The 24,961-nt window shown below is 33.9% G+C and carries 26 protein-coding genes; 13 read left to right on the top strand and 13 right to left on the bottom strand.

Annotation, left to right across the window (positions count from 1 at the left end):
• Nucleotides 1-19: 19 nt before the first annotated feature.
• Together BLQ56_RS09455 and recU are read right to left on the bottom strand one after the other, a co-directional pair.
• Nucleotides 20-2,554, bottom strand: coding sequence for a transglycosylase domain-containing protein (locus tag BLQ56_RS09455; protein WP_238457225.1), 2,535 nt, complete (start codon nt 2,552-2,554; stop codon nt 20-22).
• 26 nt (nt 2,555-2,580) lie between these two features.
• Entirely contained in the window at nt 2,581-3,180 is a 600-nt protein-coding gene (recU, locus tag BLQ56_RS09450) for a Holliday junction resolvase RecU (RefSeq protein ID WP_090852795.1), read from the bottom strand.
• Between the two features lie 166 nt (nt 3,181-3,346).
• On the opposite strand from recU, the gene BLQ56_RS09445 reads away from it, so the two are divergent.
• From BLQ56_RS09445 to BLQ56_RS09435, 3 genes are all read left to right on the top strand, one after another.
• Nucleotides 3,347-4,399, top strand: coding sequence for a DUF2515 family protein (locus tag BLQ56_RS09445; RefSeq protein ID WP_090852790.1), 1,053 nt, complete (start codon nt 3,347-3,349; stop codon nt 4,397-4,399).
• Between the two features lie 331 nt (nt 4,400-4,730).
• Nucleotides 4,731-4,988, top strand: coding sequence for a hypothetical protein (locus BLQ56_RS09440; protein WP_090852788.1), 258 nt, complete (start codon nt 4,731-4,733; stop codon nt 4,986-4,988).
• A 55-nt stretch (nt 4,989-5,043) separates the two neighbouring features.
• Nucleotides 5,044-5,397 carry a YppE family protein gene (locus BLQ56_RS09435; protein WP_090852785.1) on the top strand — a complete coding sequence of 118 codons (354 nt, stop codon included), beginning with the start codon at nt 5,044-5,046 and terminating at the stop codon, nt 5,395-5,397.
• 133 nt (nt 5,398-5,530) lie between these two features.
• On the opposite strand, the gene yppF is transcribed toward BLQ56_RS09435, so the two are convergent.
• Complete coding sequence (yppF, locus tag BLQ56_RS09430) at nt 5,531-5,728, bottom strand: YppF family protein (protein WP_090852780.1); 198 nt, start codon at nt 5,726-5,728, stop codon at nt 5,531-5,533.
• A 195-nt stretch (nt 5,729-5,923) separates the two neighbouring features.
• On the opposite strand from yppF, the gene BLQ56_RS09425 reads away from it, so the two are divergent.
• Both BLQ56_RS09425 and BLQ56_RS09420 read left to right on the top strand, forming a co-directional pair.
• Entirely contained in the window at nt 5,924-6,346 is a 423-nt protein-coding gene (locus tag BLQ56_RS09425) for a YppG family protein (protein WP_090852776.1), read from the top strand.
• A gap of 164 nt (nt 6,347-6,510) precedes the next feature.
• Complete coding sequence (locus BLQ56_RS09420; RefSeq protein WP_090852774.1) at nt 6,511-7,767, top strand: MFS transporter; 1,257 nt, start codon at nt 6,511-6,513, stop codon at nt 7,765-7,767.
• A 58-nt stretch (nt 7,768-7,825) separates the two neighbouring features.
• On the opposite strand, the gene BLQ56_RS23470 is transcribed toward BLQ56_RS09420, so the two are convergent.
• From BLQ56_RS23470 to BLQ56_RS09405, 4 genes are all read right to left on the bottom strand, one after another.
• On the bottom strand, nt 7,826-7,972 hold the full coding sequence (locus BLQ56_RS23470) for a hypothetical protein (RefSeq protein WP_175490250.1): 147 nt from the start codon (nt 7,970-7,972) through the stop codon (nt 7,826-7,828).
• Nucleotides 7,973-7,993: 21 nt separating this feature from the next.
• The gene (locus tag BLQ56_RS09415) at nt 7,994-8,248 is read right to left on the bottom strand and encodes a sporulation protein (RefSeq protein WP_386756482.1); all 255 of its coding nucleotides are present in this window, start codon (nt 8,246-8,248) and stop codon (nt 7,994-7,996) included.
• Between the two features lie 15 nt (nt 8,249-8,263).
• Nucleotides 8,264-8,464, bottom strand: a complete 201-nt coding sequence (locus BLQ56_RS09410) for a hypothetical protein (RefSeq protein WP_090852768.1) — start codon at nt 8,462-8,464, stop codon at nt 8,264-8,266.
• A 132-nt stretch (nt 8,465-8,596) separates the two neighbouring features.
• Nucleotides 8,597-9,070 (bottom strand): Hsp20/alpha crystallin family protein, encoded by a 474-nt coding sequence (locus tag BLQ56_RS09405; protein WP_090852767.1) that lies wholly within the window; start codon nt 9,068-9,070, stop codon nt 8,597-8,599.
• A 337-nt stretch (nt 9,071-9,407) separates the two neighbouring features.
• Between BLQ56_RS09405 and BLQ56_RS09400 the strand changes: the two genes are divergently transcribed.
• Entirely contained in the window at nt 9,408-9,878 is a 471-nt protein-coding gene (locus BLQ56_RS09400; RefSeq protein WP_090852764.1) for a hypothetical protein, read from the top strand.
• A gap of 87 nt (nt 9,879-9,965) precedes the next feature.
• Here the strand turns inward: BLQ56_RS09400 and BLQ56_RS09395 are convergent, their stop codons facing one another.
• Nucleotides 9,966-10,247 (bottom strand): DUF6509 family protein, encoded by a 282-nt coding sequence (locus BLQ56_RS09395; protein WP_090852761.1) that lies wholly within the window; start codon nt 10,245-10,247, stop codon nt 9,966-9,968.
• A 58-nt stretch (nt 10,248-10,305) separates the two neighbouring features.
• Nucleotides 10,306-11,808 carry an HD-GYP domain-containing protein gene (locus BLQ56_RS09390; RefSeq protein ID WP_090852758.1) on the bottom strand — a complete coding sequence of 501 codons (1,503 nt, stop codon included), beginning with the start codon at nt 11,806-11,808 and terminating at the stop codon, nt 10,306-10,308.
• Between the two features lie 430 nt (nt 11,809-12,238).
• On the opposite strand from BLQ56_RS09390, the gene BLQ56_RS23465 reads away from it, so the two are divergent.
• Entirely contained in the window at nt 12,239-12,412 is a 174-nt protein-coding gene (locus BLQ56_RS23465) for a hypothetical protein (RefSeq protein WP_175490249.1), read from the top strand.
• 108 nt (nt 12,413-12,520) lie between these two features.
• On the opposite strand, the gene BLQ56_RS09385 is transcribed toward BLQ56_RS23465, so the two are convergent.
• Nucleotides 12,521-12,721 carry a cold-shock protein gene (locus BLQ56_RS09385; protein ID WP_090852756.1) on the bottom strand — a complete coding sequence of 67 codons (201 nt, stop codon included), beginning with the start codon at nt 12,719-12,721 and terminating at the stop codon, nt 12,521-12,523.
• 385 nt (nt 12,722-13,106) lie between these two features.
• Between BLQ56_RS09385 and BLQ56_RS09380 the strand changes: the two genes are divergently transcribed.
• Complete coding sequence (locus BLQ56_RS09380) at nt 13,107-16,316, top strand: DEAD/DEAH box helicase (protein ID WP_090852753.1); 3,210 nt, start codon at nt 13,107-13,109, stop codon at nt 16,314-16,316.
• Between the two features lie 327 nt (nt 16,317-16,643).
• Here the strand turns inward: BLQ56_RS09380 and BLQ56_RS23460 are convergent, their stop codons facing one another.
• From BLQ56_RS23460 to BLQ56_RS09370, 3 genes are all read right to left on the bottom strand, one after another.
• Nucleotides 16,644-16,799: a hypothetical protein gene (locus BLQ56_RS23460; protein ID WP_175490248.1), complete on the bottom strand. Its 156-nt coding sequence runs from the start codon at nt 16,797-16,799 to the stop codon at nt 16,644-16,646.
• 74 nt (nt 16,800-16,873) lie between these two features.
• Nucleotides 16,874-17,803: a glutaminase A gene (gene glsA / locus BLQ56_RS09375; RefSeq protein ID WP_090852750.1), complete on the bottom strand. Its 930-nt coding sequence runs from the start codon at nt 17,801-17,803 to the stop codon at nt 16,874-16,876.
• A gap of 88 nt (nt 17,804-17,891) precedes the next feature.
• Nucleotides 17,892-19,517, bottom strand: coding sequence for a sensor domain-containing diguanylate cyclase (locus tag BLQ56_RS09370; RefSeq protein ID WP_090852741.1), 1,626 nt, complete (start codon nt 19,515-19,517; stop codon nt 17,892-17,894).
• 199 nt (nt 19,518-19,716) lie between these two features.
• On the opposite strand from BLQ56_RS09370, the gene BLQ56_RS09365 reads away from it, so the two are divergent.
• From BLQ56_RS09365 to gpsB, 5 genes are all read left to right on the top strand, one after another.
• The gene (locus BLQ56_RS09365) at nt 19,717-21,966 is read left to right on the top strand and encodes a DEAD/DEAH box helicase (protein WP_090852738.1); all 2,250 of its coding nucleotides are present in this window, start codon (nt 19,717-19,719) and stop codon (nt 21,964-21,966) included.
• Nucleotides 21,967-22,001: 35 nt separating this feature from the next.
• Nucleotides 22,002-23,261 carry a ribonuclease H-like domain-containing protein gene (locus BLQ56_RS09360; protein ID WP_090852735.1) on the top strand — a complete coding sequence of 420 codons (1,260 nt, stop codon included), beginning with the start codon at nt 22,002-22,004 and terminating at the stop codon, nt 23,259-23,261.
• A 370-nt stretch (nt 23,262-23,631) separates the two neighbouring features.
• The gene (locus BLQ56_RS09355; protein ID WP_090852732.1) at nt 23,632-23,922 is read left to right on the top strand and encodes a spore coat protein; all 291 of its coding nucleotides are present in this window, start codon (nt 23,632-23,634) and stop codon (nt 23,920-23,922) included.
• An 82-nt stretch (nt 23,923-24,004) separates the two neighbouring features.
• Nucleotides 24,005-24,562 (top strand): SLOG family protein, encoded by a 558-nt coding sequence (locus BLQ56_RS09350; protein WP_090852985.1) that lies wholly within the window; start codon nt 24,005-24,007, stop codon nt 24,560-24,562.
• 90 nt (nt 24,563-24,652) lie between these two features.
• A complete protein-coding gene (gpsB, locus tag BLQ56_RS09345) occupies nt 24,653-24,946 on the top strand; it encodes a cell division regulator GpsB (RefSeq protein ID WP_090852728.1) in 294 nt (97 codons plus the stop codon).
• The last annotated feature ends 15 nt before the right edge of the window (nt 24,947-24,961 follow it).

Genomic DNA, 24,961 nt, shown 5'->3' with positions numbered 1-24,961 from the left:
GGTCACCTTGCGCTTTTTCTTATTGAGAATTTTCGCCTGTTTGTTCATCATTGGTACCACCAGGTGGCACTATAATGTCAGGTATTCCATCTTCGTTACTATCATCATTTTCATCCTGATCACTATCATCTGGATTTTCATCTTCGTTTTGTGGTTCTTCTTCTTCTCCGTCCGGAGGAGTGATTTCAATTTCATCCTCTGGTTTTGCAGGAATAACAATCTCTTGTAAACCAGCTTGACTTCTGTTTTCTTTATTTTCATCACTTACAGCAACAATTTCATAACGATAAATAGCCTCAGGAATCGGGTTATTTATTGTATATTTTAATTCTTTTGTCGTTCCGATGACTTTATAACTTCCTTCATCAATAGATTCTCTAATTTCGAAAGAAACATTTGCGCTATTCTTAGGATAGCTCCAAGATAATGTAATCTGATTTGTATTTTCATCATAGTTAATATTAATATCAGTAGGCGGATCTAATTTCATATATCGATCAGATTGTTGAGTTGGTTCAGTCCCTTTATGGAAATATTCACTTACAATTTGGTCTTTAGGTGTGAATTCACTTGCAAGTTTTGCTGGGTTTGAACCTTTTTCAACAGCTACCTTTACAACACTGTTTGGAACATCAAAGTCTGGCTTTTCTTCATCTTCTGTTAAATAAGTAATAAGGCTTTTAAACAAAATTTGAGGAATTTTTTGTTCTGATCCCACTAATCCTTGTTTATTATCTGCATACCCAGTCCAAATGGCAATTGAGTAATTTGGTGTATAACCACTAAACCATGAATCCGGTACAGCTTTACTTGAGATATTATACTTTTCTCTGTCTTCTTTAGAGTAATTTGTTGTACCTGTTTTACCTGCAATATTCAGTCCTGGTACATAGGCTGCTCGACCTGTACCGCCAGGCAGTAGAACTGACTTCATTACATCTGTAATCATAAATGCTGTTGAATCCTTCATAACAGCCTCAGGAGAAGGTGCGGTCTTTACCTCAGTATCATCAGCATAGACAACCCGATTTACAGCGTGTGGCTTTATATACATTCCAGCATTTCCAAATGCACCATAAGCTCCCGCCATTTGTAAAGGCGATATACCACTTCTTGTACCACCAATTGCATATGGTTCAAAGATTTGTTCTTCCATAGGAATTCCTAGACTCACAGCAAATTCACGAGCTCGTTCTAAACCGACCTGTTGCAAAGCTTTTAGAGCAGGGATATTTCGCGAATCTGCAAGAGCAGTTCTAAGTGAAATCTGTCCTAAGTGTTTTTGATTATAGTTATTTATCGGTGTACCATCAGAGTAGGTATAAGGTTCATCTACAATCTGCTCATAGGTGGACCAATTTAGATATTCCATTGCAGGTGCATAATCTAAAATCGGTTTAATTGTTGAACCAGGCTGATTGGAAGATTCTAGAGCAAAGTTTCTACGCTTTGTTTCAGATTGATTTCTGCCACCACCTAAAGCAAGGATTTCACCTGTTTTAGTATTTGTTAAGGCAATTCCTGCTTGAACCTCATCATTAGCATACTCTATCACCTTGTTAGAGTTTAATAGCTCATCGATATAACTTTGTGCTTCAGGATCGAATGAGGTATGAATCGTTAGTCCTGCTGTGTAAACATCTATATCACCTAGTTCAGCGATCTCAAGTTTCACCTGATCTAAGAAGGCCTCTATTGGCTGTGCTTCTGGTTGTGCGTCTACAAGAGATTCTTCTAAAGGAACTATTTTTGCTGTGGCAGCTTCCTCACTTGTAATGAAGCCGTGATTGGCCATTTGATTAAGAACAACATTGCGACGATTTTCTGCGCCATCTGGATTAGTGAAAGGATTATGCATACCAGGATTTTGACCTAGTCCAGCTATTAGTGCAGCTTCATGAAGTTCTAGTTCGGAAAGTGATTTTCCAAAATAAATCTCTGCAGCTTTAGCAACTCCATGAGTATTCCCAACACCATAATATATTTTATTTAAGTACATTTCTAAAATTTGATTTTTTGAGTATTTGTTTTCTAATTGAAAAGCCAGCCATAGTTCTTGAGCTTTTCTTTTTAATTTCTTCTCTGGACTTAAGAAAGAGTTTTTAATAACTTGTTGAGAGATTGTACTTGCTCCCTCGGCACCGAAACCTTCTTGAAAGTTAGCGATTACTGCTCCAACTAACCGAATAATATCTAAACCGTGATGCTCATAAAAACGCGCATCTTCAATAGCAATTACAGCATTCTTCATATCTTCAGGGATTTCATCAATGGACACATAGGTTCGTTTCTCTACACCAAATTCATAAATCTTATCTCCATTTTTATCGAGTACTTTTGAAGATAAGGGATCCTTTAGTAGTGCTTCATCTAGAGGAGGTGCATCTTTTGCTAGTACAAAGAAGGTTGTCGCACCAGCTACGATTCCAATGATTCCTAATATTATAAGGGTTAAGAATATTTGTTTTAGTATATTTCGTTTTTTCTTTTTTTGTTTTTTCGTATTCTTTGTTGCGGTTTTTCTTTCTTCACGACTCTTGTATTTTTCAGACATCATCTTTCCTGCCTTTCAAAGCGATCTTAAAAGTATAGTTTATCAATAATATTAATATAATCAATTCTTGGCTGATAACCAAGGGTGATTTTATGGCCACACTCATCTATTTCTTCCTTTTTGATTGATTTTCTACCTCCATTAAGTTGTCGGTCCCAAAAATAAAGAAGGTTTTTAGCATCCAAATAATAGATTTCATCTAAACTTGTAAATCGTAATAATACAAAACAAACACCATTTTGGCTAATGACATCTTTCATATGTTTAACTTGATGATTGTGAAAGTTTTGTAGAGGGAAGGATGTTTTATTTTTAGTTTCCTTTGCCTCAAAATCGATGTACATTCCTTTATATACCCCATTATAATCAGTTGTTGATGCTTGTTTAAAGTAAGCCTCTTTAATTACTGCTGCACTTCTTTTGGGATAATTTACGTTAACTATTTGTACCGGTGTTGGTTTCTTGTGTATAACAGCTATTTGTTGTTCGAGATAATAACGGTTTGTCTCATTAATATCTTCCTCTAGTGTCATCCCTCTGTTACTGTATAGTTGTTTTTTCTCTTGAGGAGATTTCTTAGCTTCTGTTTGTTTATATAATTTTCCGTTTGGGTATCGAACGTTCATTAGGAAACATCCCTCCTAAAAACCTATTATCTATAATAGCAGAAAATAGACAACAGTTGGTGGAATTATTATTAAGATCAAATGTTCTTTAAGTGAAATCATATTTACTTGTATATCTTACATGATTGTAGATAATTTGTTAAAGCTAAGAAGAGGAGGGAATTTCATGGCAGATCGACTACTAAGAAAATCCATTAGCGAAATTGATTACAGAAGGAAAAAGACGAAGTGCTATTCTTCTTATGATATAGAATTAATAAAATATATAACAGAGGAGACTGAAAAAAATAACCTAGATAATATTTCAAGGACAAAAGCTTATGAACGATATTTTACTCATAACCAAGAAATCCCCTGGTCCTTTTTAGCTAGTATGGTATCAAGAAATGCAGGTTGGAATATGGCTGATCTTGAGGGAGTATGGTTTCCTCAAAGTTTAACTAGGGAATATCGAGAGTTGCTTTTCTTAACATACGAACGTGCAAACTGGCTAATATTTTCAGATGCGTATCCACAATTATTGTTGTATGAATATAGTAAAAAAAACGGGAAATCTTACTTTCATTTAGCTAGTGCCTTTAATATATCAAGATTTATAGAGGCAGAATGGGAACTGTTTTTAACCTATTTAGATGTAAAACGACTAATGACCTCACAAATTATCAATGAACAAAATGTCATACAATTACCAGTAATTGAACATCCTTTTTATAAAAAAAATGTATTTAGGAGTATGGTATTTAAACTGCAAGATTGGTTTCATTTTAGCGCTGTCTTGTTCCCAGTATGTTCAGGTAGAATCTATGGTTATTCTGTCCATGAATTTCGAAACCTCTCAAATCGTATTGAATTAGGTACAAAATTATCACAGCTTTTGTTTGATCAGAGATACTTTCCGTTGTTCTATCAATTCTCGAAAAATACAGAACATACCGGGTCTCGAATTGATTATGAGAAGTATTTGAACCCAACAAAGCGAAGAGACACTCCTTTTCTTCGAACAACCTTTCCGATTATCAATCATCATAAAAGGGAAATGAAAGATTGGTATTCATTTTCATCTGTTAAGAGTAAATGGTATAATCATTCGCTTGATTTTGGTAAAAGCCAAATAGATTTAACAGAATGGTATCAGCAAAAACAACAACAATTGCACCTTGGTATTACATTTGAACATTTAATAAAAGCAAAAATTGAAAAAGAACTACCTAAAATGTGAATGAACATCTTAGGTAGTTCTAAAAGGTTAAGTTGAAGGGCGATTTGGTCCATCTAATTTCTTGTCACCGTATCCTGGAGTAGTGTCTTCCCCTCGTTTTGTTTGTTGTTTCTTTTTGTTCTCTTGCTTAGTCATTATTACCACCTCCTAGAAATAGTGTAAACATACAATGATTTTTCATTCTTAAAAATAAAAAAAGGTGCTGTCGAAAAATGTTTCTAAGACTAAAAATGCACTTTCTTTGACGAATAAAAACTAGTTTTGTCAACTGTGAAGGGAGTACAAATGATTTCTAGAATAGAATATAAAACGGATACGGGGGGTTATTTAAATGAATTCACTTGTTTCAAAATATAACGTAATAAATGAAATTGATAGCATTCTTAGCCTTACTTCACAAATCGATGAAAATTTAAGATTTAAAACAGACGAGCAAATCAATAAAGGATTTGATTCTCAATATGAAGAGATCGCTTCTATAGCGGCTGAATTAAGAAATTTAGATTTAGCTTTAAATGAGCAATTTGAAGAATTCACCATCGAAGAAAAGAAGAGAAGTCATTCCCTCATATATAAATTAAGCTTTTAGTTATCCAAATTACCAATTTTCTGCTATCATAAATGAGTAGGGGTGAAAGTGGAAAATGAATAATAATGATTTAGAAAAATATACAAAAGAACTAGTTTTTTATACTGAAGAAAGTTATCAGCGATATTTTGAGTTAATGGAAGATGAATCAATAAATTATGACTTTTTTGAAGTAGTGAAGCCTTATGCAGATAAGGTGAAGGATGTAGCTGATGAATGGAAGAACATTGCGACTATTTGGATTAAAGAGGAAAAGCCTAAATATTTACACTTGATACAAATAGAAACAACATACGATCATATTCTTTCTTTCACTGTAAGTGGATTTTATCGTGACACGAAACAAAAAAGGTTTAAGGACACGTATCAATCTATATTATATGTTCTAAATCAAATAGTAGAGAAATGAATACAAACTTCAAGTCTGATTAACCTTGTGAAAAGGTGAAAAATCAGGCTTATTTTTTATATAATTTATGCGTTGATAATTTTAACTTAATGTAAATAAAAAAGGAGAGAGTAATTCTCTCTCAATCCTAGAGTTAATATAAATCTTCTAATACATACTGAGGTTTACGAGCTCCTTCATTCTCTAAGAGTTTAATAACATTTCTATATTGAAGAATGGTTAGATGACCAAATAGGTATTGCTGTCTGGCAAAATCTAATAACTCATTAGTATCCATGGGTTCATACTTCTTCACTGCAATAAATGTGTTCCGAAGATCCTGAATTAGCATCCTAAAACCCCCTTAATTATTTTCTTACCAAAATCGTACCATGAAAACAGACTTAACGAGATTTTTTGAAAAATTTAAACTTCCGACAGAGTTTGACACTTATCTTTACTATTTATTTATGGTCGTTTATCACACCTACACCATTTTTCAGCATATTCTATAGTGAATCCAGAAATCTATTGGAGGTTAGATATAATGATTAATAATAATCGTACTTATACAAAGCAACAATTACCTCATGGGTACTATGATTACCACTATCCATCTAGACATCAGCGTTTTATGAATCCGAATATGACAACCCAGCAATATCCTCAAATGAATTACAATCAGCAGAATATGGGATATCCTTTTGCAAATGGTAATTTTCAGACCCCTTTTAACAATCAATTGACTAATCAGCAAGGCATGTATCCACAGTTTCAAGCCCCATACCCGGTCAATAATCAAATGCCAACTGGGCAGCCAACAGGGATACAGTCATTCATGTCTCAGTTTAAAGCAGAGGATGGAACATATGATTATAATAAAATGATGGATACAGCAGGACAAATGATGGGTGCAGTTAATCAAGTAAGTGGATTAGTTAAAGGTATTTCAAGTGTCTTCAAATCATAATGATATAGCTTCATTAGTAAGTGTATTAAAATAAATTTAGATTTTAGAAATTTGTTCACTAATGATAAAAAAATAGATATTGCATGTTCACTGAGAAAGGAGTAAACTCCATCTAGATACATTTCGTAAACCGAAAAGATGGACGAAAGAAGTGGATAGATTAGATGGGATATTCGCCAAAGATAATCCGTTATAATGAAAAAATCAGTATATGGAATGGAGCAGCATCAGTTATTACGAATAGCTTTATAACTAGCTTTATCCCCTTATTTGCAATTGGGGTACTAGGAGCAAGTAATCAACAAGTTGGCTTACTTAGCTCACTACCACCACTCATGAGTATGATTGCAATGATTCCAGGAGCCATTTGGATAAATAGACTTGAAACGAAGAAAAAATTTACCGCGATCACATTATTGATGGCGAGATTTTTTCTTTTGCTACTAATTTTTATCCCTTTTATCAATTTTGTAGAGCAATCATGGATTTTAGTAGTAATGATTGCTCTTATGAATTTACCAACGGCCATTACCACTCTATCATGGCAATCTTTTATTGGTGATTTAATTCCTGATCAAAGAAGAGGCCAATTCTTTAGTGAAAGAAGTAAAATCTTAACGATTGTCGGCATGGTTGTTACGTTCTCAACAGGGATTTCATTAAACTTTTTTGAACAAAATGCTGCATATCCTTATCAAGTTCTTTTTTTACTTGGATTTATCTTTGGAGTAGTAGAGGTGTATTTTTTATTTAAGCATATTGAGCATAAAAAGGAACAAAAGGTTTATTCGAAAGAGCCTTTCTCAAAGATATTGAAAACATTATTAGTAGAACGACAATATACTACCTTTCTCATTTGTGCAGTCATTTTCAACTTTGGTTGGCAAATGGCTTGGCCACTTTTTTCGATTTACCAAATAAATGATGCGCATGCTTCCGCATTTTGGATTAGTCTGTTTGCTGTCGCAAATCAAATCTCACAGATCTTAAGCTACAAATGGTGGGCAAGGAAGGCAGAACAATGGGGAAATTCGATCATGTTATTTATTGCTGGAATAGGTATGGCACTAGCACCTATTTTAACAATATTGTCAACAAATTTAATTTATTTGGTTCTTATTAACTTCTTTACGGGAATTTTTGTTGCTGGAACAGTTATGCTTCTGTTTAATCAACTTCTGCGTGTTTCTCCAGACCATAGTCGCACAGCATTTTTGGCCAGTTATAATATTGTTCTTGGTGCGGTTGGTTTTATCGCTCCACAAATAGGAGTTTTGTTATTGGAAATGATGAGTATGAGCTTTGCGATGTCAATCTCATCAATCATTAGATTGGTGGGGGGATTATTGTTCTTAATTGTAGTCATCACAAATGATAAGTACACAAGGAGAAAAAAAGGTTACTCCGAAGCTTCAATATAAATTAGGTAAAAGTGATGTCACCACAACAAAAATAAAATAGTGGTGACATACACTGCGTCTAATTATGCTTTCTACTTCGCTCATAATTCATTGCTAATAAGGCTAACACTTCGTTATAAGATAGTCCAGATTGAGCATTTAGTTTTTTAACTTCTTCAATATTAGTATCTGAATACTGTTTAGTATTTTTACTGTTCGGCTGCATGTTCTACTCTTCCTTCTTTCACTAATACAATAGTTCATAAACCTCATTAAGCTCGTTTACCCGTTTATAATCTTTCTCATTCATTGCATAATTAATCTCATCAGGTAGGATATTATTCAGAAAAGAGATTTCATCTTCTGTTAAATCCCTAATAAACATGGTTTCGCTTTCATACCTATTTTCATTTATTTTATTTTGTATACTTAGTGCGTCCTTCTGTTCGTCACTATAATTAGAAATCGATTCTCTTAAATAACCTAATGCTTCAATCAAAATTGTTCACTCCACTTCTCATTGTTTATCACTGAAGTATGAAGAGAATTTATCTTCATCTGATTTTCCTTCAACGAAATATGGATTTTCATCAGTAGGTCCTTTTGGGTCTAGATTGGTTTTAATGACAATAGAAGGCTCTGGACTAGGATTGGCAATGATTCTATCACTTAGTTGTTGAAAGTCAGGCATTTCTTCGTTACCTTTATTTTTTTTCATATAGCACCTCCTAAAAATAGGGTGCTATATATCATTTGAAACTATGTAAGGAAAATATCTAATTTATTTTCTACAAAGCACCACAAGTATTTTTAAACAAAAATATGAGGTAGTGTGGTGCTCAGTCATCTTTTAATCAGTAATTTCTATCTTATGACGTGGTTCTCTTGGTACTTTTATTAATAATTGACCGTTTTTGTAAGATGCTTTAATTAGACGTTCATCTACTATATATGGTAGTGGGATTGTTCTTGAAGAATAATTAATGCTTTGTTTATTAAAATAAAAATCTTTTGAAACATTGTTTTCCTCATACTCTTCTTCGTGTTTTATTGAAATAATAATTGCTTGTGGAGAATAATCTAGTGTAATTTGCTGCTTCTTTATACCAGGTAAATCTGCTTGTATGATTAATGCTTTTTCAGTCTCGTGCATCTTAATAGGGATAGTGGGGAGTGGAAATGGTTGCTCAAAGAACTCATCAATTGAATCAATTAGGCGCTTAACAGGTTTTTGATTAAAAAATTCATTCATTGATTTCATCAACGGATTGGTTAATGATGGTTGGTGCTTTTTCTGAAAGTTGTTATTATCCTTATCTTTCATTACACACACTCCTTAGCAAGTCTTTAATTTAGTATATTCATGCCTAAAAAAATGGTCTGGGTATTTGACCAATTATTTATTTTAAGAAGTCATTTGTGACATGGGTAAAAGAGATCAAAAATTTAAATGTTGTTTTTAATACATATATTCCAACCTTTTACATCATCATAAGGGTACAAAATATTTATAAGGGTGATCCTTATGGTTGATAAAAATGTTTATTTCCCAAGCACACAACATATAAAAAAGGTCTTTTTTATATTCACTTCTACATAGTTGGAATTTTGAAAAAGGGTGGTTTCTATAAGACAAAAAAATTTAATAAAAGGAAAATAAAATGAATAAAGACAAAACATTAGAAGTGGTATTATGGAGTATCGCTTTTCCAGGGTTCGGACAATTACTAAATAAGCAAATGACAAAAGGATTTGTATTTATATTTTTAGAAATATTGATTAATGTTTTCAGCCACTTTAATATGGCGATATTATATAGTTTTATTGGAGATATAGAAGGTGCCATCAATATAACTAATTATCAGTGGCTTATGTTTTACCCATGTGTGTATATGTATGCAATTTGGGATGCTTATAAATTTTCCCATAAGGGAGAAGAAACTAAAAGATACATCTATCTTCCATTAGCTTTTGCTGCGTATTTTGTTACGATTGGGTTAATGTATTCATATACGATTAAAATATTTGGGGTGTTACTAGGACCTGTATGGCTTCCAATTCTATTCCTATTCCCGGGGCTAGGAATAGGCTATATCATTAGGGCGATTATTTTGCGCTTCCGGTCAGAATGAAAGAGTGGAGATCAATTTGTAATGAAAAAGAGGTGTCAGCTACAAGGAACTTGGTACTGGCACCTCTTTTGAAAATTCAATTGATTATTACTGTAAATGTCTAGAGCAATAGTCCTTAATAAGGATTTCTTCATCTTCCTCTAATTCAAAGTCTAGTATTACTTCTGTAACTTGTTCAATAATATAGTATTGAGCAAGCCTTACATCAGATTGATTTACAACAAATATTGCTTTAATTTTCAATCCATGTTCAGAGTATAATTCATCATCCTCTGGCACTTCTATGTTTAGAATAAATTCATAACGTTCCCCTAGAAGGATACCCGTAGGGTCGATTAGTTTTTCTACAGTATGGCTGATTATTTTCATCATTTTTCATTCCTTTAAACAAATTAGTGTTCTATTTATAATGTCCGTTTCGTCTATATTATACACTTTCTGCCTTATCACTACCAACGGCCATAAATTCTATAAATAATTGTGCCAGCTCAGCATCCCATTGAGTACCACTTCCATTACTAATAATATGGAGTGCCTTTTCTTTATCCATCCCTTTTCGATAAGGGCGATCAGAAGTCATAGCATCATAGGCATCAGCAACAGCTATTATACGTCCATATAAGGGGATATCCAATCCCTTTAAGCCTCTAGGGTACCCTTTGCCATCAAATCGTTCATGATGATATAACACACCTTCAATCAATGGGTCTAGTTCAGAAAATTCTTGGACTTGTGTCAATATCTTCGCTCCTATTTCTGGATGCTTTTGAATCGCAGCAAATTCAATATCATCTAATTTCCCATCTTTTAACAAGATACTATCAGAAACTCCAATTTTACCAATATCATGGATAAGGGCAGATTTCTTTAGTAAAGACAATTCTTCATTACTTAATCCAGCACGTTTACCAATCTCAAATGAATAACCAGCAACCCGAACCGAGTGCCCAGCAGTATAAGGGTCTCTAGCATCGAGCGCAGTTGAGAGACTTTCGAGAAAGCTTTCAAACATTTGCTGATTTTTTAAATCACGAAGTTTTATAGCATCGACCATGTGATTAAAACCATTTACTAATCCAGAGAATTCATCTGAATAGATATCGTCTGTTTTAGAGAGATTTCCCTCTTGTACTTTTTTCATCGAATTCTGAAGTTGGGTAATTGGTTGGTTTAGATCAGAATATAACAGCTTGGCTCCAAAAAAAGCAAACGTTAGTGCAAGAATAATAATAAAGTTTGCCCAGTTCCAATAGTGAACACCACTTAAAGAAATAACATTTAATCTTACTTGGGTTGCTAAACTAAATAAAAGGATAGGGAATGCAGTTATATATAGAAAACTAAGTTGAAACTTCTTTTTTATTGATAATACCATTTGACCTTCTAATGAAATGCCATGGTTAAATTTCTTGATAGAATATTCCTCTAAGTATTTCAATAGGGGCTGAATAGCTTTTATTGTAAGAAACAACTCTATAATACCATGCATTCCCGCAACTAAAATTGCACCAATCATAGCCAGAAAAATATATTGAAATGGAATAATTAATAGTTCAATTTTTATAAAAATATAACACATGATCGAAGCCGGTATGGATAAGCCTAATAAATGTGGACCCATTATTCGTTTGAAAGTGATGATTGGGTATCTGTGAATATAATTGAAAACTGTTTGAATGGTGGAAATACTATGGTTTTCATTGTGAAAAATATCGGATATAGGTCTTAAATCACGGGTAAATTTTAGATACTCAATAGGTAACATAATGAGAAGAGAAGATAGTAAAACCATGGCCATATAACCTTTTTCCATTTTGGAGAGATCGAGGGTTAAAAAAATAAAAACGCCACCTACACCACATATAGCGATAAATGAACCTAATAAGTAGTTATAGAATAGCTGTTTTTTAAACGACAAATATATGTTCACATTTGGTTCCTACTTTCAAATCATCTTTTTTTATTTTTCTATTATAAACCTACATAAATAAAGTTGTCATTGTGAGATTTTGTAAAACTTACTTTAAGTTGATCGTGAATTGGGTTATTCATTCACTATACACCTCGTGCAAAAAAGGTAATCGAACTTTCTATGGACGAAGCAAGAAAAAAGTTGGTAGAAGATATTATTTCGTTTCTACCTAATAACCTTGCATTAAAATGATTGAATGGTTAAAAAATATTAGTACGAACCTGAGTTAGAAAGATTTTGAATAGGGTTTTAAAAAAATTAAAAAGATGGGGGAGGAAATATCTATCTAGATATACGTGACGATTTGTAATAAAGGAATGAACCTCAATATTTATAAACACAATGTTTCAATATGTGGTATAATATAAAATAAAAGGTGGATTTATTATTGAAGAATAAAAATAAGTATCAAAGTGGAGAATCTGTGAAAATTCAATTAACAAACGAATTGGTCACAATCAATAAATGGCAATATGTTAACAATATGAAAAAATATTCTTATACAGTTAATGAACATCCTTCTACATTCTATTTTGAAGAAGAATTAACTAAAAATGACTAAAATTGAGCCTACTCAAAGATGAGTAGGCTTTTTTTTTACGCTCAAGTTATTATTAAAACGCAAAAAAAGCAGACTCTTTAAAGAGTCTGCTTCGGATAAGCATAATTATTATGCTTTTTGAACGTTAGAAGCTTGAGGTCCACGAGCACCTTGCTCAACGTCAAAAGTAACTTTTTGACCTTCGTCTAAAGACTTGAAACCTTCACTTTGGATAGCTGAGAAATGTACGAATACATCGTCCCCATTTTCACGCTCGATGAATCCAAAACCTTTTTCTGCATTAAACCATTTTACTGTACCTTGTTCCATTTTTGTTGCCTCCTAGTGTGTATCACACAATGTATTACTATCCTTGCCCAAAGTGATCATCAAGACGAAAAGTCAAAACTTACTATCCTTTACACCGAACAAAAATAATTCTTACTTATCATAACAGGAAATTTATACAAATGCAAATTTATATCTTGTAAATTTGATTATTTTTTTCTAATACATGAATCTAAGTATTTCTAGGGTGTTTTCTGTGAACGTTTAATCTCGTCCTAGCTTTAGTTGGACGAGATTTTTTTAGTTCAAACTGTAAATTATTAGAAGTGTTTTATAGTTTAAATAAATGTAAGAAAAGTACTAAATATGTTAAATTGTAAAATGTAGATTATTTTAATTGAATCCCTAAGGGAAGGGAGAAAGCTTATTGGACATTAGGTTAAATCTAAAAGTTATTAAAGAAATGTGCGGTTCTGTCTCCTTTAAAAGAGGGGATGCTTTTTATCGGTCTAATAAAGTCACTTTTGATTTATATAGTCTTAATAGTTGTAAGGCAGTGGTGTCAGGAATTGAAGATTTTGTTGTTTTGATTGAAAGGAAAGACAACGAGAACTTTGTCGCAACATGTACATGTCCTAAATTAGGTTCCTTTAAAATGCATTGTCAGCATATCGCCGCAGTTCTATTGTCGGTATATGAACACCAAAAAAACAAAACAAATCCTAGTCAACTAATAGAAGAAGGCTATGAGTTAAATTCAAATCTTGCTGATGAATGGTTAAATGTTTTCGATGACCAACCTATTCGGACAAGCAGCCACCAGTTTCACTTTGAAAACCGACAGGTTCTTGAGGTTGAGTTTATATGCAAGCTTATAGCTTTAGTCAAGGGACATCGAATGATTGGAATAGAACTGAATATCAACGGAATCAACGTGAAAGATATAAGGACATTTTTAGAGCATGTTAAAGAAGGAAAGCTAATTCCCCTTTCTAATTCATTTATTTATAACCCAAACCTGCATTGTTTTTATAGAGAAACTGATACAATCGTTCACCAATTAATTAAAATTGTTCAGGATGAAGAAATCTATACCGAAACACGGTTAGATAGTAATGAAGAGCAGGGTAGAACCCCAATACTCCTTGTGCCACCAAGCTCTTGGGAACGGCTTAGTTCATTCCTAAAGAAAGTCTCGTCGGTAAAGGTAGAGTACGATGGAAATGTGTTTCATAATATTATCTTTTCTAATGAACGACTTCCTTTACATTTTAAATTGGAAAAAAGAGAAACAACAGGTTTTAGCCTTAATATTAGGGGATTAAATGAATTAATAGTTTTAAATTCCTACAAAACTATTCTATCGTATGGAAAGTTTTTTAAGGTGGAACAGGATGACTGCAGACGTCTATTAGAGCTAAAGCAGATGGTTAATGAAGCTGGAACAAATCGACTACCAATCACAGAAAATCAATTAGGTTTCTTTTTAGAAAAAGTAGTTCCGGGTTTAAAGCGATTAGGAATGGTTGAAATTTCTAAAGATATCTCAAACCAAACCGTAAAAACACCTTTGATTGCAAAATTATACTTGGATCGAGTGAAAAATCGACTTCTTGCTGGTCTTGAATTCCATTATGAAAATCTAGTGATTAATCCTCTGGAAGAAAACCAACCTATTAATACATTACTAATAAGAGATGAAGTAAAGGAATTAGAAGTTCTAGAACTAATGGATGAGAGTTTGTTTTCCACGACAGAAGGTGGGTACTTTATCCATAATGAGGAACTCGAATATGAATTCTTGTACAACATTGTGCCTAAACTTAGTAATCTAGTGCAAGTATATGCTACAACAGCGGTAAGAAACCGAGTCTTTAGAGTGAATACTCGTCCGCAAATAAGAGTCAAGGTGAAAAAGGAGAGAACGAATTGGTTAGAATTTAAATTTGAGATGGAGGGAATAGCTGATCATGATATTCGTGATCTTCTCCAGGCTGTTGAGGAAAAACGGAAGTATTATCGATTACGTGATGGCTCTTTCTTATCTTTGCAGACAAGAGATTTTGAGGAAATTAGTCGATTTTTAACTGCACTTCCCATTCAATTAGATGATTTAGAAGAAGGTCTAAATTTACCGTTTATTAAGGGGTATCATCTTCTTGACTCTGCAGAGGAAGGGATATTTACTTTTGAAGAATCATTTCGGTCATATTTAGAAAGTCTTACAAATCCAAGTGCAATGAATTTTGAACTTCCGAAAGGTTTAGAAACAATCTTAAGAAATTACCAACAGGACGGTTATAAGTGGATGAAATCATTAGCCCATCACGGGTTTGGAGGTATTCTTGCAGATGATATGGGGCTGGGTAAAACATTGCAAAGCATTGCCTTTATTGTCTCGGAGCTTAAAGAGATTCGTGAAAAGAAATTGCCTGCTCTCATTGTTTGTCCTTCATCTCTGACTTATAACTGGTTAAGTGAGTTTTTTAAGTTTGCTACAGATATCCAAGCGGTAGTGGTTGATGGAAATAAGGAAGAGAGAGTCACCTTACAACGAGAAATAGCAGAAATGGATGTTGTGATTACATCATATCCTTTGTTACGAAAAGATGTAGAATGGTATGCAAAACAGTCGTTTCATACGGTGTTCTTTGATGAGGCACAGATGTTCAAAAATCCAGTAACGCAAACTGCTAAAGCTGTAAAAAGATTGCATGCAAAGCATCGATTTGCATTAACAGGAACACCAGTGGAGAATTCATTAGAGGAACTATGGTCGATTTTTCACATCGTATTTCCTGAATTATTCCAAGGACTAAAAGAGTTTAGCCACCTTTCTAGAAAAACAATTACAAGAAGAATCCAGCCATTTTTACTTCGGAGGTTGAAAGAAGATGTACTTGAAGAGCTTCCTGATAGACAAGAAGCATTAGAATCGGTGGAGCTACTAGAAGATCAGAAAAAATTATATGCTGCGTACTTAGCGAAGCTGCGACATGACACATTAAAGCACTTGGATAAAGATACACTTCGAAAAAATCGAATCAAAATATTAGCAGGATTAACTAGATTGCGGCAAATATGTTGTCATCCAGGCTTATTTGTAGATGGATATGAGGGCAGTTCAGCAAAATTCGAACGCCTCATGAAAATTTTAAAGGAATCGAACGCATCGGGTAGAAGGGTCCTGATTTTTTCACAATTTACGAAGATGCTTGAATTAATAGGTAGGGAGTTGGCGAAACAAGGAAGGCCATTTTTTTATTTAGATGGACAAACACCTTCAGACGAGAGGGTGGCTACCTGTAACCGATTTAATGCAGGTGAACGTGATTTGTTTTTAATTTCATTAAAGGCAGGGGGAACTGGACTTAATGTCACGGGAGCAGATACGGTTATCCTTTATGATATTTGGTGGAATCCAGCTGTCGAAGAGCAAGCGACAGCACGTGCACACAGAATTGGTCAAACCAAGGTTGTTCAGGTGATAAAATTAATAACCAGAGGAACTGTCGAAGAAAAAATGAATGAGCTACAAGATAAAAAAAGAGATTTGATTGAAGAAATTATCGATAATAACCAAAAGTCGTCTAGACTTACTGATGAGGACATACGCGAAATACTGAGGCTTGATTGATCATAAGCTACAGTGGTGAAAAATAATTTTAAAAGGGATAAGCGTCATTAGCTTATCCCTTTTTTAACAACACCATATCTGAGATTTCTTCTGAAAAACTCTTTATCGTAAGACGTAAGTTGGTTTACCTAATAACCAGCTTAGACTAAAAATTATCTTTCGAACTGAGTAGTTAATTGTCATTAAGCTAACTCTAATCGATGTAATTAAATGAAAAAGAGTGTTCAATCGGAATCCCTCCATATGTTGTCATAGGTGTGAGTTACACCATTTATTAGTTTAACCCAAAGTAGTATTATTATTAGGTCAATCTATAATCATTAAGACCTATTGTTTATTACGCTGACGCCCGCTTTTCTTCTGACTTTGATGTTGAGAATTTCCAATCTGTGTCTCGGGGTCAGTTGCTAAGCTATTTTTCTCGTCCTGTTTTTCGATTTCAGCTCTCGTTTGGTTGGAATTATGTCTTCCTTGTTTAGACATAGAGGATGCCTCCTTTTTTAGGATTCTTATCTAATATGTTCAAATTTTAACCAAGTATGTATCAAAAGAGGTTGCTAAAACATACTAAGGGAATAATTTTTAGATAATAATTCTAATAATTTTATTCCGGCTATGCTGTTTCCTTGATTATTTAAAGATGGACCAAATATACCAATACCAAACTTACCTGGAACAGCACCCATAATTCCTCCAGAGACTCCGCTTTTTGCTGGGATTCCAATTTTTATTGCGAATTCACCAGAAGCATTATACATTCCACAAGTGACCATGAATGTCTTGCAAATACGTGCAATTTCTTTTGGTATTATTTGTTTTCCACTTGTAGGATCGATTCCATCCATTGCAAAAACGACTCCAATTCTGGCCAAATTCAATGAGTTCATCTCAATCGAACATTGTTTTGTGTATAAGTCCATTAGTTGTTCAATGTCTTCATTGATAATCAGATTTTGCTTAAGAAAATAACATAAAGCTCGGTTTAAATGTGCCGTCTCGAATTCAGAACGTGCCACTTCCTCACAATAATTAATTGTTGAATCAGTTGTCATCTCATGTATAAAGCTTAATAATCGGTCAAATCGAGATTCAACAGATGTGCCTTCTATCATATGCGTGACAGCAAGTGCTCCTGCATTAATCATTGGGTTTAATGGCTTGGCAAGAGCCATCGTCTCTAATTTAACAATTGAATTGAATGGGTCTCCAGTCGGCTCCATCCCAACACGGTTAAATACATACTCTGACCCTTTTTCAATTAGAACAAGAGCCAAGCTAATTACTTTCGAAACACTCTGTAATGTGAATTTCTTTTCAATATCCCCAGCTGATAAGCAATCCCCGTTAGGGTAATGAATAGCTACAGCTAAATCATTTTGATTTGCTTTACCTAGTGCTGGAATATAATCTGCTACTTTACCTATCTTTGTATAGGTTTTCGCTTCTAAAACTAATGCATGCAATTCCTCGCTTGAGTTACAAATCATATTAATCACCAATATTAGTATAAGCATAGTTCAAAAAAATATGAAAAAACAATCAAACAACATGAGTGCTTTTCCAATGGATGTAATCTTATTCTTTTGTAAATAGAGTGATTTGATTTTTTCCTTTTTCCTTAGACATATACAAAGCTTTATCTGCATAGCGAAGGACTTGGTACGATTCATTGTCATGAACTGGCCATAAAGCAGCCCCAATACTACAGCCAACAGTCACATAGGTACCTTCAATATTTAGAGGTTGGTTTAAGGAATCAATCATTCTATTCCCAACCATGTTAATCGTTTCAACGCTATCCGTATTTTGAACTTTTATAATCGCCACGAATTCATCTCCACCCAATCTACAAATAAATTCGTTACTTCTAATACAGCCTTTCATTTTTTCGGCAACTACCTTTAAAAGCTGATCCCCATGATGGTGCCCGTGTATATCATTTATGTTTTTGAAACCATCAAGATCTAAGTACAATACAGCATAATGATCTAGTTCGGAATGTATAGAAAGCTTTTTTAAATATTCGTCTAGAGCTAACCTGTTAGGGAGACCTGTTAGCTTATCTAACTGAGCAATTAACTCCATTTTACCTAATTCTGATTTTGTTTTAGTTAAAGCAGATATTAAATCTCTTAGTGATGTTGATAGTGTTTCAATATCATGGATACCTCTTTTTATTGGAATCTCAGTCTTTTCACCATTTTTCAATCTTTCAGCAGATATCGCCAATTGTCTAAGAGGATTAGAAATAATACTGGCTAAAAACCATCCAATTAAACCGAAAACTACTACTGAGAATAAACCAATTATAATCACTTGGTTTCTTAGCTCTTTAACACTAAAAAACGCGACTTCTTCAGGTTGTCTCACAATTACAGTCCATTCTAGCCCTGGGTAATTTAAATGGCCATCAGCTAATGCATAGCCAGTTAAGTAGTTTTTTTCGTCTGACCATTTCTCTAACGACCAACCATTTTTACCAGATTGAGCTTTTCTTACTGATTCTAATTGAAGTGGTTGACCGATCATATCTTTAGGTCCTAGAAGAATGGTATTATCATGCTTACTCACAATAAACATTTCAAGCTCTTCATCTTTATTCTGATTAGGCATTATTATTGTGTTTTGGACTTCTACAGCCCATTCCCAACTTAGATGGGAAGCAAGTACACCGATAAAATCGTTTTTTTCATTGAAAATGGGAGAGCTTATATCAACAAACTTTAAGTCCTCTCCAGTGGGGTTTGGTAGTAGTTTTGCTAATAGAACAGCTTCGTGAACATCACCAATAAAGGTTTCCGTTAGAGCATCTTTGAATACAGGGCGCTTAGAAATATTTTCCCCTAATAAGATATTATCTGTAGATGCGATTACATTACCTGAAGAATCTGTATAACCAATCCAAGAATAAGCAGGGAAATTTAGTTTTAATTCATTTAACAAAGTATTAATTTCCTCGGGATTTTGTTGATTCTCAAGCGTTTTTAGATTGCTTAATATTGTGATTTCACCATATCTAGACCACATAAAATGATCAAGGTCATTAGCCATTTGATAGGCTTTTTCCGTTAAATCATGCCCAATTTGTTTCTCGAAACTCTGGCTAGATTCTTTATTTATTGCAAAGCTAATTACTGTCGTGAAAATTATCACAAAGGCTGAGAGAATTAAAATAAAATATGTGCGTAAGTTTATAGACATAGTGTACTCCTAAAATCAAATGTGGTTAATAGTTATCATATCAGAAAATGTCGAATCTTGTCTTTAAAATAAATATGTACAATATTTAACACTTTGATTAATTAGGATTATAGGAAAAAAATACATCTAGTATTCTACTATCTTTCTATAGAAATCCAAACAAACATTCGCTAAAATGGAAATAATAGAGGTGAAACGAATGTTAAAGAAAAAAACACTAAGTGAATTGATAGAGGAACTAAGAAAGAATGAAAATGTTATACATTGGCATGAAATAGAACCACAGGAAGCTAAAACAATGCCTATGCCAGAAGAGGTGGATGTTCGTATCAGCACAGCTTTACATAATAGAGGAGTTAAACAACTATATACACACCAATATGAGGCTTTTCAAGCGGTTAGACGTGGAGAAAATATCGTTGCTGTTACACCTACTGCGTCGGGTAAAACATTGTGTTATAACCTGCCAGTATTACAGACAATTGCAGAGGATTCTAATAACAGAGCACTTTATCTCTTCCCGACAAAGGCTCTTGCTCAGGATCAGAAAAGTGAGCTTAATGAAATTATTGATATGATGGGCCTTGATATTAAAAGCTACACATATGATGGTGACACCGCACCCAATATCCGTCAAGTGGTACGAAAAGCAGGACATATAGTGATTACAAATCCAGATATGTTACACTCTGCGATTTTGCCGCACCATACTAAATGGGTCTCTCTCTTTGAAAATCTAAAGTATATCGTTATTGATGAGTTACATACTTATCGGGGCGTCTTTGGAAGTCATGTAGCAAATGTCATACGTCGTTTGAAAAGAATTTGTAGCTATTATGGTAGTAATCCTGTTTTTATTTGTACTTCAGCTACGATTGCAAATCCTAAGGAATTAGCACAAGAACTTACCGGTCTAGAGGTTACACTTATTGATAATAACGGTGCACCTAGAGGTAGGAAACACTTTGTTTTTTACAATCCACCTGTTGTTAATAAACCACTAAATATTAGAAAAAGTGCGACAAGGGAAGTTAATGAGTTTGCAAAATCCTTTTTAAAGAACAAAATCCAAACAATTGTGTTTGCTCGAAGTAGAGTAAGAGTCGAGATTATTTTAAGTCATATTCAAGAACTTGTGAAAAAAGAATTAGGCACTAAATCGATTCGAGGTTATCGTGGAGGTTATTTACCAAAGCAGCGTCGTGAAATTGAACAGGGTTTAAGGAATGGAGAAATTTTAGGTGTTGTTAGTACAAATGCTCTTGAATTAGGTGTTGATATAGGGCAACTACAAGTTTGCATAATGACAGGATATCCAGGATCTGTTTCAAGTACTTGGCAACAAGCGGGTAGAGCAGGTAGACGGCATGATGAGGCATTAATTTTAATGGTTGCTAGCTCGACACCAATTGATCAATATGTAATGGTTCATCCGGAATACTTTTTTGATCGGAATCCAGAGTCTGCGAGAATTAATCCTAATAATTTAATTATCCTAGTAGATCATGTTAAATGTGCTGCATACGAACTCCCTTTTAAAGAAGGAGATCAATTTGGAGATTTGGAGATAGAAGAAATATTGGAATTTTTAACTGAAGAGCGGGTTTTACACCATTCCGGAAACAAATGGTATTGGATGAGTGATGGGTTTCCTGCACATAACATAAGTTTAAGATCAGCTTCTCAAGAAAATGTCATTATTATTGATCAAACCGAGACAGCAAACCATAAAGTGATAGGTGAGATGGACCGTTTTAGTGCAATGACCCTTTTGCATGATGAAGCGATTTACCTACACGAAGGAGTTCAGTTTCAGGTTGAACTGCTTGATTGGGAAGAAAAGAAAGCTTTTGTGAGACAGGTTGATGTAGAATATTTTACAGATGCTAATCTGGCAGTAAATTTAAAGGTACTTGAAATTGATAAAGAGATAAAAAAGGTAAACTCAGAGGTTCATTATGGTGATGTAACAGTAAATGCCATGCCAACGATCTTTAAGAAGATAAAAATGAGTTCATTTGAAAATATTGGCTCTGGACCTATACATCTACCAGAAGAAGAACTTCATACCAGTGCCACTTGGATCGACATTCATCATATGGGGGGCATTGAAACAAAGGCTTTAGAACAAGTGCTGGTTGGTATTTCTAATGTATTAAGGCATGTAGTACCAGTTTTAGTGATGTGTGATGCAAATGATGTTCATGTGGTGCCCCAAATTAAAGCTACTCATTCAGGTCTTCCTACTATTTATTTGTATGATCGCTACCCTGGTGGAATTGGTTTATCTGATGAAATCTTTAAACGAATAGATGAAGTGATTTCATCAGCCATTCGCTTAATCAAACACTGTCCATGTGAGGATGGATGTCCTTCGTGTATAGGAAATGAAATAGAAGCGAAGAAGGCAAAAAGTACGAGTATTAATTTGTTAAGTGAGTTGATTTAAGAAGTAAAAGTTGCAAAAGTAGAAGGAGTTATTTCATGAGTCTAAAAGATAAGTTAAATCGTCACAAAAAAAATATCGTCAGAGAAGAAAACGTAGGGGCCACATTTTCAAGTGAAATTAACTTATCTTTAGAGATTCCCTATCTTGAAAAATGGAACTCATTTGATGCTGAACCCTATTATTTTGATGGATCTTATTGCTTTGTTAGAAGAGTAAAATACCCCCTATCTTATAAACACGGACTCTATCGTTTTGAGGAACTTGAAACAATAGTTACTGATTGGAACGAATCAGTGACAGAACATCCTTTATCAAGCAGGGGGTTTCAATCAGATCAGTTATTTTTCTTTGATACAGAAACCACGGGTCTTGGCGGTGGAGCAGGGAACACGATATTTCTATTGGGGCAAGCAGTGGTGAAAAATGATTGTGTAGAGGTTATCCAACATTTCTTACCAAACCCTGGCGCAGAAGTCGCTCTATACCAAAGTTTCTTAGAGAAGATTGATTATACAACGCTTGTTACCTATAATGGAAAATCTTTTGATTGGCCACAAGTGAAAACAAGGCATACATTAGTACGTGAACATGTACCAAGATTACCGGAGTTTGGTCATTTTGATTTATATCATCCGTCAAGGAGACTTTGGAAGAACAAACTAGATTCAGTTCGACTTTCAAACGTGGAAAAAGAAATACTTTCTATACAGCGTGAGGGTGATGTACCAGGGTATTTGGCACCTATGCTTTATTTTGATTTTCTGCAAAGTCAGGATCCAGAGGGAATTCAGGGTGTTCTACATCATAATGAGATTGATGTTCTATCACTTATTAGTCTATATATTCACTTATCAAAACACTTACTTAATAAAAGTAAACAAAGTACCTCTACGGAAAAGTATGAGATTGCTCGTTGGTATAACGTTCTGGGAGAAGTAAATGTAGCCGAATCAATGTACCAGAATGTAAGTATCACAGAAACAGATGAAGCGATAAAAGCAAAATTAGAGTTAGCTTATCTCTATAAAAAGAAAAAAGATCATAAAACAGCTCTCACCTATTTTCTTGATGTTATTAATAATGATAAAGAGCATTTCCACACTGATGCTGCAATTGAAATAGCTAAAATTTATGAGCATCATGAAAAAGATTATGATAAAGCTTTGGATTTTGCACTTATTGCGAAAAATATTTACAAAAGTCAGAAAAGTTTACCTAGCGATCCTAACGGGTATAAAAAAGAAGACTTGGATAAAAGAATAAATCGCATTAGAAGAAAATCTGGAAATAAATGAATCGAATTATTCCCCGGGTAAGCGCACGAATAGTGTTTTTTCGCAGTTTAGATGTCGAAATCGATGAAAATTAGTCCTTGATTTATTTAACGTTGTAGAATTGTGTAAAACCTTGTAAAATAGAGAATTGTTATGAGTATAGAAATAAATTGATTAAATTGGAGAGAGAGCAGTGTATAAAGCAGTTTTCATTTTATATTTTGTTGTGGTTACTCTTATCTTTTTAGTATTAACTGGAGTAAAAGAAGGATTTTATGCATTTTTATAAAAGTTTTTTTAAAAAATAGGTGTTTGCATTAGTACATGTATCTCACTTTTTTCATAAGTTGTTAGTGAAAGACAGATGAAAATTGAAAGGAGATTATTAATTATGCATTTTAGACCTAATGTATTACCACCAATTGTTTATCCTACGAAGTGCTGTGTTCAGAATACGTACCAAAAGACAATCGTACCACATATTCACCCAACACACACACAAAATGTGAATCACCATAAATATGACCATTTACACTATTATCCACACACTGAATCATTTGCAAACGAGGTGGCTAGCCAACATTTCAATTGTGGCGCAACACCTCCAGCTGGAATGCTACCAACAGCAGCTCCAGTACCACCGAACGCTCCAATAGCTCCAACACCTTATTTTGAGAGCTAGGCTATTAAACACTTCAAGCAGGAACAAATGGAGAAGGGTTCCTGCTTGATTTTAATAAAGTAACAATAAGGAGATCTTTGTGATAAAAGTATTAGCCATTACAGGATATAAGCCATTTGAGTTAGGGTTGTTTGATAAAAAACATCCCGGTATAGTCTACATAAAAAAAGCCATAAAAAATAAATTATTGGCCTTATTAGATGATGGTCTAGAGTGGGTAATTATTAGTGGGCAATTAGGGGTAGAGTTATGGGCTGCAGAGGTAACGCTAGATTTGCAAATGGTACACCCTGAATTAAAACTTGCTGTTATTACGCCTTTTCTTGATCAGGAAGAAAAATGGAATGAATCAAATAAAGAATTGTATGAATTTATTCTGTCACAAGCAGATTATACGAATAGCATTACTAACAAAAAGTATGAAAACCCAACTCAATTTAGACTAAAGAATACTTTTTTTATTGATAAAAGTGATGGGTTGCTCATTGTTTATGATGACGAAAATGAAGGTAGTCCAAAATTTATTTATAATCAAGCAAAACGGGAATCAGAGCAATCTGCATACGAGTTGATGGTGATTAATGGTTATGACCTTCAAGTTATTGCAGAAGAGGAACAATTTAATGGGAATGATTTTTGATAGACAAACATAAAGATAAAATTGACAACCCGAAGAATATTTGAAAAAATAGACTAAGAACAATGGGGAAAGTGTATTGAGGTGAAGAGTATGGATAACATTAAGTTAACCGCTAAAGATATTTTAGAAAAAGAGTTTAAATCCGGTATTAAAGGGTACAAGCAAGAAGATGTCGACAAATATCTTGATTTAATTATTAAAGACTATGAGGTATTTCAGCAAGTGATTGAAGATCTTCGACAAGAAAATCTACGTCTTAGAAGGCAGTTAGAGGATACTAGTAAAAAACAACCAATTCCTCAATCGGGAACAACAAATTTTGATATTTTAAAACGTCTTTCGAATCTTGAAAAACATGTGTTTGGAAGTAAACTATTTGATTAACAGAGCCTGAGCTGG

This window comes from Litchfieldia salsa, assembly GCF_900104555.1.
Lineage (GTDB): Bacteria > Bacillota > Bacilli > Bacillales > Bacillaceae_L > Litchfieldia > Litchfieldia salsa.
The sequence above is the reverse complement of the archived record's forward strand: the minus strand, read 5'-3'. Positions and strand labels throughout refer to the sequence as shown.